Here is a 13551-nt window from a genome sequence, read left to right on the forward strand (position 1 = left end):
CTTGAGTTGAAGTGTAGTGTCATATTCGCGCCGTAAAGGCCTGTTTTTAAAATATTTCCGGCTGCGAGTTATAACCCTTATATCGCTTAGTGCTTAGGCGGTGGCAGCGAAAAGAGAAATATCAGGCAATAAAAAGCCCCGCTTTTTGGGCGAGGCTTTTGAGGTTTTCAGTCTTTCTGGCGTATCAGGCAACCAGTGCCTGACGGGTACGCTCGATCACGGCCTGCAGCGGCTCGGCGCTGGAGTATTGATCGGGGTACAGGCGTTCGCTGTGACGAGCGATGCCGTGTTCGTTGACCAGAGTGAAGCTGAAGCAGCCTTTGCGAGCAGCCATGATCAGGCAGTTCATTGGTGCAAAAGCGTTGGTTAGGGTGCGAATGGCATCCTGAGTGTGGATTTGAGTAGACATAGTCATTGGGTGTTCCTACAAGCGACACGGATAAGAACCGTGCAAAGTTAAAACGTTCCAGTGACGACAACCACCATTGGTCGAACGAAGAACCCGACTGGAACAAAGCAGCCAGTTTGAAGCGCTGATAATTGGCGCGCTTGGGCTGGCAGGTAGGTACTTAGGAGGGCAGGCAACACATCAAGGGCAAAGGTTCTGGGCCCGGGGTGAAGATCCTGATCAATTTGCAGGTTGGTTCGGTCAGAGTAAGTGAGCTTCGCAACACCCTTCGCTTTGTTCGAAGGCAGTGTTGACGCAAGGTTTACCTGGAAACCATCGAGGTGGTCGATCCCGCTTTGTCGGTGGAGGCTTCCTTTGGGAAGGCTGACCGGGGGGATTTGTTCGACCAGAATTGACTTTCAGCTTGGTACTAACGCCGCGGATACTAACGGATTGAATTGCTGAAGGGAAGTGTGTTAGCAAAAAAGTTCTCTGGGTGCCCCTCATTCAACGTCCGGATTGGCGCTCGGAAAAAGCCATGACCCGCAGACTTGCCCTGTAATAGCACAAATTCCGACCATTGGCAGTCACGGCTCATCGGGCCAGGACCAGCCTGGATCATGGGTTTGCCAAGGTTTATCCCCAAGTGCGGGCGAAAAATGCGCCGAAAAAGCGCATCGATATAACTGCCTCGAAGGTACTTGTGCACATAAGTCGCGGAGGGTGTCACGCCGCTGTCATCATCGCTTCAAACGCAGTGGGTGCCTGTAACCAAAATTTAAGTCAATGAAAAACATCGCTTTTTTTTACTGGTGAAAAAATCGTCAGTTTGACTGCGAGCCCCATTCCATACGGCTTTGCGAGAGTTCAAGGGCGGTTGTCCACTGAGTTATCCACAGCTTCTGTGGATTGTCCCGAGCGCTTGCTCTAGGACGGGCGTGCCGGGTTTTTTTAGGCTTTACCTGTAAGAAAAAAAGAGTAGAGTGGCGCGCCTTCCGATCTGCCCCACAGTGCTTTATGAAGTTTCGCTCAGTATCAGTCTCTGCAACCTCCACACCTCCCAGCGTTACCCCGCCCAAGCGCTTTTCGATGCGTGTGGCCGAGTGGCTGCTGGACAGCCCGCGTCTGGGCGAAAACCCCAACGTCAAACACTTCGCCGGACGTTTGCTCAAGCAGCCAGCCCGTGAAGGGGTCGTGGCCGCGCAAAGCCGTCTCGGTCAGCTGATGTGCCGTGAATGCGGGAATGCCCGGGATCGCCGTATCGGTCAGGACCTTCTGCGTTCGGCCGCGCGGTCAGGGGATCGGCGCGCCCAGCAGGAACTGGGTCTGATCGAAGACTGAGCTGTCCAAGACCTGACGCCTTGGTTAACCTTCAAGCTTTATTTCATTGGCAGGAGTGGCTATGGCTATGGACTTGACCAGCGCATTGCTCGGTCTGGCGGGCGCTGCGCTGCCGTTACTGGTACTGGCCTGGCAACTTCAGCGCCGAGCGAGCGCCACGCAGTCAGAGGTTGCACTGCTGGAAGAGCGCCTGGCCACGGCCCATCTGGCTCAGGATGGATTGAACGCCCAACTCGAAGCCTGTCGCGATGAGATCGGTGATCTGGGCCAGGCCAACGCCGCCAAACAAGCAGACCTGGCCGCCGTTCGCCGTGAAGTCGAATTGCTGCAAATCGAACGCGACGATGCACGCGACGCCGCTCACGCCTGGAATCTGGAACGCGCCGGCAAAGAGGCTGAGTTGCGCCGTCTGGACGCCCAGGCCGCTTCGCTCAACGCCGAGCTGCGTGAGCAGCAGGAAAGCCATCAGCAGCGCCTCAACGACCTGCAGGGCTCGCGAGACGAACTGCGAGCGCAGTTCGCCGAGCTGGCCGGCAAAATCTTCGACGAGCGCGAGCAGCGCTTTGCCGAAACCAGTCAACAGCGCCTCGGTCAGTTGCTCGATCCGTTGAAAGAACGCATCCAGTCCTTCGAAAAACGCGTCGAAGAAAGCTATCAGGCAGAAGCCCGCGAACGTTTTTCCCTGGCCAAGGAACTGGAGCGGCTGCAACAGCTGAACCTGCGCCTGAGCGACGAAGCCACCAACCTGACCCGCGCCTTGAAAGGCCAGAAAACCCAAGGCAACTGGGGTGAGCTGATTCTTGAGCGGGTGCTTGAACACGCGGGCCTGGAGAAGGGGCGCGAGTACCAGACCCAGGTCAACCTCAAGGGCCCGGACGGTGAACGTTTCCAGCCGGACGTGATCATTTATCTGCCGGGCGACAAGCAGGTGGTGGTCGATTCCAAGGTCAGCCTCACGGCCTATCAGCAATACGTCGCGGCCGAAGACGATGCCATCGGCCAGATCGCCATCAAGCAGCACGTGCTGTCCCTGCGCACTCACGTCAAAGGGCTCGCCGGCAAGGATTACAAGCGTCTCGACGGTTTGCACAGCCTGGATTTCGTCCTGCTCTTCGTACCGATCGAAGCGGCATTTTCCGCCGCATTGCAGGCTGAGCCGACGCTGTTTCAGGAGGCCTTCGACCGCAACATTGTGATCGTCAGCCCGACCACGTTACTGGCGACCCTGCGCGTCATCGACAGCCTGTGGAAGCAGGAGCGCCAGAGCCAGAACGCCCGGGAAATCGCCGAGCGGGCCGGGTGGCTGTACGACAAGTTCGTGTTGTTCATCCAGGATCTGGATGAAGTCGGCAGTCGATTACAGCAACTGGATAAAGCCTACAGTTCTGCGCGCAACAAGCTGACAGAAGGCCGCGGCAATCTGGTCAGCCGCAGCGAGCAACTCAAGTTGCTTGGCGCGCGGGCGAGCAAGAGCCTGCCGGCAGACTTGCTGGAGCGGGCGATGACGGATGTGGATGGGTTGGCTGAGTTGCCCGAATAGACTTCTGTTGCTGTTGACATTTGTGGCGAGGGGGCTTGCCCCCGTTGGGCTGCGAAGCGGCCCCAAAACCATTCACCCGATTTCTTCAGGTAAAAGCGCGTTGCATGATTTACGACTGCTGCGCAGCCGAGCGGGGGCAAGCCCCCTCGCCACAGTGGTGTGTATAGAAACCTGCCACGCTACAACGGCAAATGCCGACTCAGCAGCGCCCGCAACGCCGCCGGTTTCACCGGTTTGGCCAGATAATCCAGCCCCGCCGCATGCACTTGGGCCACCGTCTCCGGTCGCCCATCGGCGCTGATCACTACCCCTGGCACTGGCTCACCCAATCGGGTTCGCAGCCATGCCATCAGTTCGGTCCCGGTCTCGCCATCGTCCAGGTGGTAATCCACCAGCGCCAATTGCGGTCGCATCCCGTCGCTAAGCAGCGCCGCGCATTCATCGCGGTTGCGCGCGGTCCAGACCTGACAACCCCAGCGCGTGAGCAAGCTGTTCATGCCGATCAGGATGCTGTCTTCGTTGTCGATGCACAGCACCTGCGAGCCGCTCAGCAATTTGCCATTGAGTTCGGCGACCTGGGTCGGGAGCGCGGATTGCGCATGAGCCAACGGCACACTGACGCTGAACACACTGCCGCGCCCCGGCCAGGAGCGTACGCGCAAGGTATGACCCAGCACGCGACACAGCCCGTCAGCGATCGCCAGGCCAAGCCCCAGGCCTTTCTCCGCGCGCGTCTGGTGGCTGTCGAGGCGTTTGAATTCTTCGAAAATGACCTGCTGTTTATCCACAGGAATGCCCGGACCACGGTCCCAGACTTCCAGGCACAGCTCGCCCTTGCGTCGACGAACCCCTAGCAGCACCGGGCCTTTGGCGTAGCGGAAAGCATTGGTCAGGAAGTTCTGCAGGATTCGTCGCAGCAGTTTGATATCGCTGTCGACGCGCAACGTACTGCCCCTGACGCGGAATTTCAGCCCTTGGTCGCGGGCCAGCGCCTTGAACTCGGCACCGAGGACATCGAACATCTCATTGAGCACGAACGGTTTGGGATCAGGGTTGATCTTGCCGTTTTCCAGGCGGGAAATGTCCAGCAGGTCGCTGATCAAGTCCTCGGCCGAGCGTAGTGAAGTGTCCAGATGATGGACCAGTTTCTGCGCCTCACCGGAAAGGCCGTCGTCTTGGTGGGAAAGGGCGGCCGAGAACAGTCGCGCAGCGTTCAACGGTTGCATCAAGTCGTGGCTGACCGCCGCCAGGAAACGGGTTTTAGACTGATTGGCCGATTCCGCGGTGCCCTTGGCTTCGGTCAGGGCGAGGTTGAGTTGCGACAGTTCGTGGGTCCGCTCGGTGACCCGACGCTCCAGGCCCTCGTTGGCTTCGGTCAGCGCCTGCTCAGCCTCGCGGAACGCGGTGATGTCGGTGAAACTCATGACAAAACCGCCGCCCGGCATCGGGTTGCCGATCAGCTCGATCACACGGCCATTAGGGAAAAGTCTTTCAGAAGTATGGGCGCGGCCCTGACGCATCCAGTGCAAGCGCCGTGCTACATGCACTTCGGCTTCGCCGGGGCCGCACAGGCCGCGTTCGGCGTTGTAGCGAATGATGTCGGCAATCGGTCGGCCAAGCCTGATCAGTCCATCCGGATAGTTGAACAGCTCCAGGTAGCGCCGGTTCCAGGCGACCAGTTTCAGCGACTGGTCGACCACACTGATGCCTTGGGTGATGTTCTCGATCGCGCCTTGCAGCAGCGCGCGGTTGAATTGCAGCACTTCGGAGGCTTCGTCGGCGATTCGGACCACGTCCTCGAGTTGCATTTCCCGACCTTCGATGGCGGCTTTTACCACCGCTCGGGTCGAAGAAGCACCCAGCACACCGGCCAGCAAACGTTCGGTATGGGCGATCCATTCACCATCGGCGTTCTGGTTCGGGTTGAAGCCTTTGCCCTGGCGGTAGGCGAAGCGGATAAAACTTTGACGGGCGCGTTCCTCACCGACGAAGCGTGCGGCCAACTGCAATAAATCGTCGATCTGCACCGACAGCATCGAACGGGCGCTGGGGCGGGCGCTGATTTCCTGACCGATGAAGCGACCCGCCTGCCAATGTTCCGAAACCCTCGTACGCGACAGCACCGACACCCAGGCGAACAGCGTGAAGTTGGCTGCAAGCGACAACACCACGCCTTGTGTCAACGGGGTGAGCGGCAGTTTCAGCGGGTTGCTGTGCAACCAGGCCAGCCCCGGGAAACTGCTCAAGGACAAACCGAGGCTGTGGGCCGCTATCGGCAAAATCAGGGTGTAGAACCAGAGGAATGTCCCGGCGGCGAGGCCGGCGAATACTCCCCGGCGATTGGCTTGTTTCCAGTACAGCGCGCCGAGCATGGCGGGGGCCAGTTGGGTCACGGCGGCGAAGGCGATCTGGCCGATGGTCGCCAGGCTCGCCGTCGAGCCGAGCAGGCGATAACTGACGTAGGCCAGCAGCAGAATCACCACAATGCTCACTCGGCGTACCGAGAGCATCCACTGGCGGAACACTTCGAACGGCCGCTCGGCGTTGTTGCGCCGCAGCAACCATGGCAACAGCATGTCGTTGGAGACCATGGTCGACAACGCCACGCTGGCAACAATCACCATGCCGGTCGCCGCCGAGGCGCCACCGATAAACGCCAGCATCGCCAGGGCGGGATGGGATTGAGCGAGCGGCAGGCTGATGACAAACGAGTCCGGCAGCACCGAACTCGGCAGCAGCATCTGACCGGCGAGGGCGATAGGAACGACGAACAACGCCGCCAGCGCCAGATAGGCTGGAAACACCCATTTGGCCAGGCGCAGATCCTGAGGGTCGATGTTTTCCACCACCGTCACGTGGAACTGCCGGGGCAGGCAGATGATTGCCATCATTGCCACGCCGGTCTGCACCACCATCGACGGCCAGTTGATGGTTTCCTTCCAGTATTCTTCCAGACGCGGTGCGAGCATGGCCTGGTCGAACAGGTCGTCGAAACCGTCGTACAGGCCGTAGGTCACGAACGCGCCGACCGCGAGAAAAGCAAACAGCTTGACCAGCGATTCGAACGCAATCGCCAGCACCATGCCGCGGTGGTGTTCCGTGGCGTCGAGGTTGCGGGTACCGAAGACGATGGTGAACAGCGCCAGCGCCAGTGACACGATCAGCGCCGTGTCCTGGGCGCGAGTGCCCATGGCGTCGGCACCGGCACCGATCAACAGGTTTACCCCGAGCACGATGCCCTTGAGTTGCAACGCGATGTAGGGCAACACGCCGACCAGGCAGATCAGCGCCACCACCACGGCCAGCGACTGGGATTTGCCATAACGCGCGGCGATGAAGTCGGCAATGGAGGTGATGTTCTCCTGCTTGCTGATCATCACCATTTTTTGCAGGACCCACGGCGCGCACACCAGCAGCAGGATCGGTCCGAGGTAGATCGGCAGGAAAGACCAGAGTTGTTCGGCGGCCTGGCCCACGGCGCCAAAGAAGGTCCAGCTGGTGCAATAGACGGCCAGCGACAGGCTGTACACCCAGGCGCGCACTCGCGGCGGCAACGGCGTGCTGCGACGGTCGCCGTAGAAGGCGATGGCGAACATGATGGCCATATAGGCCAGGGCGACGGCGGCGATCAGCCCGCTGGACAGCGACATGGGAACTCCAGACAAAAGACACCCGGGACTCCCGCCCGGACAGACAGTCTCGCACGATGGCAGGGGTTAGTCAGTGTCGACCAAGGTCGCGGCGCGGCGGGGTGTCGCAGGGTGTGTGCCAGTTGGATCTTGGGTGTCTGTGCAGGCCTCTTCGCGAGCAAGCCCGCTCCCACAGGGGATTTGTAAGCAACATAGATCCAGTGTGGGAGCGGGCTTGCTCGCGAAGGGGGCCTCACTGACTCAACGCAATCTCGATCAACCGATGCAATTCCTCAACCTCCAGCGGCGTCGCTGAAAACAGGATACGAAACACCGTCGGCGCCGCCACCATGTTGATCAGCCGATCAACGTTCGGCTTCGACTGATCGGGGTAACGATCCAGAATCGTCTGCAATTGCCCGCCAATGATCGTCGCGCAAAGGGCTGGCGTGGTGCTGCATTGCACGTCGCGCAACATGTTGCGGCCGGGCTCGGAACTCATCTCGTCCAGATACTGCTCGGCCCAGGCGCGTACATCACCGCGCAGGTTGCCGGTATTGGCCGGCTCGCTCTCGGGGCGCATGCGGGCGAGGGCGACATCCGCCAACAACACCGACAGGTCGCCCCAACGCCGGTAAATGGTCGACGGCGTGACGCCGGCACGCGCGGCGATTTGCGGGACGGTCACGGTGGTGCGGTCCTGCTCTTCAAGGAGATCGCGGACTGCCGAGTGAACCGACTCTTGCACCCTGGCGCTTCTACCGCCAGGGCGTAAACCTTCTTTAATAGCCATGCATCGGACCTTAACACAAAGAATTTGCTTTAAGCGTCAGCCAGTCGCACACTCCGCAAAAGCAAAAAGTTAGCTTTTGCGGAGTGTATTTATGTCCAGTTCTACGTCTAATCGTTCAAGCCTGGGGTTCCTGGCGATCACCTTACTCAGTTTTCTCGCGGCGTCCACGGCGCCGACGCCGTTGTATCACTTGTACCAGGAACACCTGCAATTCTCGGCAGCGACCCTGACCCTGATTTTCGGCGTGTACGCCATCAGCTTGCTGGCGGCATTGCTCACGGTCGGTTCGCTCTCGGATTACCTGGGGCGCAAACCGGTGATCTTCACCGCTGTGATGTTGAACATGCTGGCGATGCTGCTGTTTATCAATGCAGACAGTGTCGCCTGGTTGATCAGCGCACGGGTGCTTCAAGGTTTTGCTACGGGAATGGCCACTGCCGCATTGAGTGCGGCGCTGCTGGACACCGATCGCCAACAAGGGCCGCTGGTCAACAGTGTCGCGCCGTTGCTGGGCATGGCGTCGGGTGCCATGGGTTGCGGCTTGTTGGCCGAGTTTGCGCCGCTGCCGTTGCAGTTGACCTATTGGGTGCTGTTCGCGCTGTTTGTGATGCAAGCGCTGTACGTCTGGCGTTTGCCGGAAAGCGTCAGTCCCCAAGCGGGAGCCTGGGCCTCGCTGCGCCCGACACTGCATGTGCCGATCCAGGCGCGGCGTGCGTTGTGGTTGGTGCTGCCGATCAATATCGCTGTATGGGCGCTCGGTGGTTTTTACGCTTCTTTGGCACCGTCTCTGGTGCGCACAGCCACTGGATCGACCTCAAATCTGATTGGCGGTGCGACGGTGGCCGTGTTGACGGTGACCGGTGCGTTGATGATCTACACCTTGCGCAATCGGCCGGCCGACAAGGTGTTGCGCTTGGGCGGCAGTCTGCTGTCCATCGGCGTCGCGCTGATTCTGATGGCGGTGCACAGCGCCAGCCTGCCGCTGTTTTTCGTCGGGACGTTGTTGGCCGGTGGCGGTTTTGGTGCCGGTTTTCTCGGTGCACTGCGCAGCGTCGTGCCGCTGGCCTTGCCCCATGAGCGGGCAGGGTTGATGTCGGCTTACTACGTGCTGAGTTATCTGGCGTTCTGCTTGCCGTCGTTGCTGGCCGGAAACTTGACCCGGACCTTCGGGCTGGTGGCCACCACCGATGGTTACGGTGCGGTGCTGATTGCTCTCTCGGTCGGCGCTCTGCTCGCGTTGATGCGTAAGCAGTCCATGAAAGTCTGTGGCGTCGATGTTCGATGACCGCTAGCCTTGGCACCGCCATCCATTTCGACGGACCGACGCATGAAAATCATCCGCAGCAAATCCTTCACCGCTGACCGTGCCTGGGGCGCTTTGGATATCGCCAACATGAACGGCATCACCACGCGTTTGCACTGGACCGATCAGCCCTATAAATGGCACATCAATGATGGGCAGGAAGTGTTCGTGGTGCTGGATGGCGTCGTGCAGATGCGTTACCGCGAAGCAGGTCAGGAGAAAGAAGTGGAGTTGGGTGTAGGCGATATCTTCTATGCCGACGTCGGTACCGAACACGTTGCCCATCCGCAGGGTGCGGCGAGAATCCTGGTGATCGAGACTGAAGGCAGCGTCTGACGTTATATCTGCAAAACAGATAACAGTTAGAGATATTACCCGTTATATCGATATTCGATTCGGATCTACCATGGGCTCCACCTCAACAGAGGACAGGAGTTCACCATGACATGCCCCAACACTGCCCCAGCCGGTTTCAAACCTTTTAGTCATTTGCAGCACCCGCGTGAAGTCATCCGCCAGTTCACGCCGAACTGGTTCGCCGCCACCATGGGTACCGGTGTGCTGGCGTTGGCGCTGGCGCAGCTGCCTGGCGCAAATGCCGGTTTACACGCAATTGCCGAAGCCCTTTGGCTGTTCAATATTGTGCTGTTCGTTTTATTCGCGGTTATGTATGCGGCGCGTTGGGCGCTGTTTTTCGATGAGGCGCGGCGGATTTTCGGCCACTCCACGGTCTCGATGTTTTTTGGCAGCATCCCCATGGGCCTGGCGACCATCATTAATGGTTTCCTGGTGTTCGGTCTGCCGCGTTGGGGTGAGGGCGTGATTCATGTCGCCGAGGTGCTGTGGTGGCTGGACGTGGCGATGTCTGTGGCGTGCGGCGTGCTGATTCCCTACCTGATGTTTACCCGTCAGGAACACAGCATCGACCAGATGACCGCCGTCTGGCTGTTGCCGGTGGTGGCGGCAGAAGTGGCGGCCGCCAGCGGTGGTCTATTGGCGCCGCACCTGGCCGATGCCCATTCGCAATTGGTGGTGCTGGTGACCAGCTACGTGCTCTGGGCCTTTTCCCTACCGGTTGCGTTCAGCATTCTGACCATTCTGTTGCTGCGCATGGCACTGCATAAGTTGCCCCACGAAAACATGGCCGCCTCCAGTTGGCTGGCGCTGGGGCCGATCGGCACCGGGGCGCTGGGCATGTTGCTGCTGGGCGCCGACGCGCCGGCGATCTTTGCTGCCAACGGCCTGCCGGGCATCGGTGAAATCGCCGCAGGGCTGGGATTGGTGGCCGGGATCACCCTGTGGGGCTTTGGTCTGTGGTGGATGCTGATCGCGCTGCTCATCACCCTGCGTTACCTGCGCGTCGGTATTCCGTTCAATCTCGGCTGGTGGGGTTTCACCTTCCCGTTGGGCGTCTATTCTCTGGCGACGTTGAAACTGGCCAGCACCTTGAACCTGACGTTTTTCAGTGCCTTCGGCGGTGTGCTGGTGGTGCTGCTGGCGGTGATGTGGCTGATCGTCGCCAAACGGACAGTGCAGGGCGCCTGGCGGGGCGAGTTGTTTGTCTCGCCATGCATTGCAGGATTAAAGAAATAACCTGCAAAGTTTAGGTAATGTGTGGCCTGGATCGCCGTTGGATATTCCAATAACTGCATCCACGCCACTCTCTACCCAACATCAGGGACACATGGAAGATGAGTCACCCCTCACAGTTCACCTTGCTTCGCACCCGGCGCTTCCTGCCGTTCTTCATCACGCAGTCGCTCGGGGCGTTCAACGACAACATCTTCAAGCAGTCGCTGATACTCGCCATTCTCTACAAGTTGACCATCGACGGTGATCGCTCGATTTGGGTCAACCTGTGTGCGCTGCTGTTCATTCTGCCGTTCTTCCTGTTCTCGGCACTGGCCGGGCAGTTCGGGGAGAAGTTCGCCAAGGACGCGCTGATTCGTCTGATCAAGCTCGGGGAAATCGCCATCATGGCGGTCGGCGCGGTCGGTTTCATGTTCGATCACCTGTCGCTGATGCTGGTGGCGCTGTTTGCCATGGGCACTCACTCGGCGCTGTTCGGGCCGGTGAAATACTCGATCCTGCCGCAGGCCTTGCGTGACGAAGAGCTGGTGGGTGGCAACGGCCTGGTGGAAATGGGCACCTTTCTGGCGATCCTCGCCGGGACCATCGGTGCCGGGATCATGATGTCCTCCAGTCATTACGCGCCGATCGTCTCCACGGCGATCATCGGTGTTGCGGTCCTCGGCTACCTGGCCAGTCGCAGCATTCCACGGGCTGCGGCCGCCTCCCCGGAAATGCGCCTGAACTGGAACATTTTCAGCCAGTCCTGGGCCACGTTGAAGCTGGGCTTGGGGCAGACGCCAGCGGTGTCACGCTCGATTGTCGGCAACTCGTGGTTCTGGTTTGTCGGGGCGATTTATCTGACGCAGATCCCGGCCTATGCCAAGGAGTGGATGCACGGCGACGAAACCGTGGTGACGCTGATTCTTACCGTGTTCTCGGTCGGTATCGCGCTGGGTTCGATGCTCTGCGAAAAACTGTCCGGCCGCAAAGTCGAGATCGGCCTAGTGCCGTTCGGCTCGTTCGGTCTGACCGTGTTTGGTTTGCTGCTGTGGTGGCATTCCGGTGGAATTCCAGACAGCGTTACAGGCCATGGCTGGATCGAAATCCTGGGTTTTGGCCACGCCTGGCTGGTGTTGATCGACATTCTGGGGCTTGGGGTGTTCGGCGGTTTCTACATCGTGCCGCTGTACGCGCTGATTCAGTCGCGTACCCCCGAGAACGAGCGGGCGCGGGTGATTGCCGCCAACAATATTCTCAACGCACTGTTCATGGTGGTCTCGGCGATTGTCTCGATCGTCTTGCTGAGCATGGTCAAGCTGTCGATCCCGCAGCTGTTCCTGGTGGTGTCGCTGCTGAACATCGGCGTTAACGCCTACATCTTCAGCATCGTCCCCGAGTTCAGCATGCGCTTCATGATCTGGTTGCTCAGCCATTCCATGTACCGCGTAGAGCATCGCAATCTGCAACTGATTCCCGATGAAGGTGCGGCGTTGCTGGTCTGTAATCACGTGTCCTTCGTCGACGCCTTGCTGATCGGCGGCGCGGTGCGTCGGCCGATTCGCTTTGTGATGTATTACAAGATCTACAACTTGCCAGTGCTGAACTTTATCTTCCGTACGGCCGGGACCATTCCGATCGCGGGGCGTCAGGAAGACATTCAGATCTACGAAAAAGCTTTCACGCGCATTGCGCAGTATCTGAAGGATGGCGAGTTGGTGTGCATCTTCCCTGAGGGAAAATTGACCGCCGATGGCGAGATCAACGAGTTCAAGGGCGGGCTGACGCGGATTCTCGAAGAGACGCCGGTGCCGGTGATTCCGTTGGCACTGCAGGGGTTATGGGGGAGTTTTTTCAGCCGCGATCCGCAAAAAGGCGTGTTTCGCCGGTTGTGGTCACGGGTGACGCTGGTGGCAGGGCCTGCGGTGTCGGTTGAGGCGGCAGAGCCAGCCAGGTTGCAAGGGATGGTGGGGGAATTGCGCGGCGCTGTGCGCTAATTCCTTTCGGTGCGGGCCGCTAACCAGGCGTGCCCGCTCTGGGCATTCAACCCGCCATCGCCAACCGGTTACGTCCCTCGCGCTTGGCCACATACAACGCATTGTCGGCCCGTCGCAACAGACTGTCGGCAGACTCGCCGGGCAATAGCGTCGAGCAGCCAAGGCTTACCGTCAGCTCGATCGCATGGCCGTCGGCCGAATATTCCTCTGCCTGCACTGCAAATCGTAGCCGTTCGCCAACCATGGCTGCCGCCTCACGACTCGTGTTGGAAAGCAGGATCAGGAACTCTTCGCCACCAAAACGGAAGACCATGTCCACATTGCGCAACTGGTTTTTGATCGAGGCTGCAACGGCCTTGAGCACGTCATCGCCAGCGCTGTGTCCGTGGGTGTCGTTGATGTGTTTGAAGTGATCGATGTCCAGCATCAGCAGCGACAAGGGTTGCAGATGCCGACGCGACATCTCGATTTCCCGTTGCAGGGTCTGATCCATGGCAATGCGGTTGCCGGTATCCGTGAGCGGATCGCGCAAGGCGCTTTGGGTGGCAGCGCGGTAGAGCAAGGCATTGCGCATCGGATACAGCAATGCGGACAGCAGCGATTCGAGGTTGCCTTGTTCCTGCTCACTGAAGCGCTGATTGCGGCGGAATACCAGTTCGCCCAAGTGCTCGCCTTCATGGCTGAGGCTGTAGCTGATCGAATGATGCCCGCGCAGGCCGAACGCCAGGCGCAAGTCGCTGGACGTGTGCTCGTACGTCAAGGCGTCAAGCGGTACAAGTCGCTGAATCTCACGGAAGAAGAGCCCCAGAATGCGTTGCGGCTCAAGACTGGTTTGCAGCTGCAGGCTCAGTTGCTGGCGCATTTGCGCAAGGCTGACGGGCCTCTCGATGAGGGTAGGCTGCTGACCAAAGCCCAGGCGTTGCAATTTGGCGCTATCGAAGTCAATTGCGTTGGTCTGGGAAGGTGATTTCATATGGCGTGCGCCCCTAAG

The 13551-nt window shown here is 59.5% G+C and carries 10 protein-coding genes; 6 read left to right on the plus strand and 4 right to left on the minus strand.

Annotation, left to right across the window (positions count from 1 at the left end; all coding sequences use genetic code 11):
- Positions 1–184: 184 nt before the first annotated feature.
- Positions 185–409, minus strand: a complete 225-nt coding sequence (locus ACSQ87_RS09395) for a hypothetical protein (RefSeq protein WP_007898912.1) — start codon at positions 407–409, stop codon at positions 185–187.
- Between the two features lie 996 nt (positions 410–1405).
- Here ACSQ87_RS09395 and ACSQ87_RS09400 point away from each other — a divergent pair.
- Together ACSQ87_RS09400 and rmuC are read left to right on the plus strand one after the other, a co-directional pair.
- Positions 1406–1729, plus strand: coding sequence for a sel1 repeat family protein (locus tag ACSQ87_RS09400; protein WP_150655174.1), 324 nt, complete (start codon positions 1406–1408; stop codon positions 1727–1729).
- A 175-nt stretch (positions 1730–1904) separates the two neighbouring features.
- Positions 1905–3269 (plus strand): DNA recombination protein RmuC, encoded by a 1365-nt coding sequence (gene rmuC, locus ACSQ87_RS09405; RefSeq protein WP_191623476.1) that lies wholly within the window; start codon positions 1905–1907, stop codon positions 3267–3269.
- A gap of 179 nt (positions 3270–3448) precedes the next feature.
- Here rmuC and ACSQ87_RS09410 read toward each other — a convergent pair whose 3' ends face one another.
- Positions 3449–6919, minus strand: coding sequence for a hybrid sensor histidine kinase/response regulator (locus tag ACSQ87_RS09410; RefSeq protein WP_223430767.1), 3471 nt, complete (start codon positions 6917–6919; stop codon positions 3449–3451).
- Positions 6920–7151: 232 nt separating this feature from the next.
- Positions 7152–7691: a TetR/AcrR family transcriptional regulator gene (locus ACSQ87_RS09415; RefSeq protein ID WP_223430765.1), complete on the minus strand. Its 540-nt coding sequence runs from the start codon at positions 7689–7691 to the stop codon at positions 7152–7154.
- A 91-nt stretch (positions 7692–7782) separates the two neighbouring features.
- On the opposite strand from ACSQ87_RS09415, the gene ACSQ87_RS09420 reads away from it, so the two are divergent.
- The 4 genes from ACSQ87_RS09420 to ACSQ87_RS09435 all read left to right on the plus strand — a co-directional run bounded on the left by ACSQ87_RS09420 (position 7783) and on the right by ACSQ87_RS09435 (position 12560).
- Positions 7783–8976: an MFS transporter gene (locus ACSQ87_RS09420; RefSeq protein WP_223430764.1), complete on the plus strand. Its 1194-nt coding sequence runs from the start codon at positions 7783–7785 to the stop codon at positions 8974–8976.
- 42 nt (positions 8977–9018) lie between these two features.
- Positions 9019–9330: a cupin domain-containing protein gene (locus ACSQ87_RS09425; protein ID WP_008148700.1), complete on the plus strand. Its 312-nt coding sequence runs from the start codon at positions 9019–9021 to the stop codon at positions 9328–9330.
- Positions 9331–9435: 105 nt separating this feature from the next.
- Entirely contained in the window at positions 9436–10587 is a 1152-nt protein-coding gene (locus tag ACSQ87_RS09430) for a TDT family transporter (protein ID WP_223430759.1), read from the plus strand.
- A 98-nt stretch (positions 10588–10685) separates the two neighbouring features.
- Positions 10686–12560, plus strand: coding sequence for an MFS transporter (locus ACSQ87_RS09435; RefSeq protein WP_223430757.1), 1875 nt, complete (start codon positions 10686–10688; stop codon positions 12558–12560).
- A gap of 46 nt (positions 12561–12606) precedes the next feature.
- On the opposite strand, the gene ACSQ87_RS09440 is transcribed toward ACSQ87_RS09435, so the two are convergent.
- Positions 12607–13533, minus strand: a complete 927-nt coding sequence (locus ACSQ87_RS09440) for a GGDEF domain-containing protein (protein WP_223430756.1) — start codon at positions 13531–13533, stop codon at positions 12607–12609.
- Between the last annotated feature and the right edge of the window lie 18 nt (positions 13534–13551).

The sequence above is a fragment of the Pseudomonas sp. LjRoot277 genome (genome assembly GCF_964253845.1).
Classification (GTDB): Bacteria; Pseudomonadota; Gammaproteobacteria; order Pseudomonadales; family Pseudomonadaceae; genus Aquipseudomonas.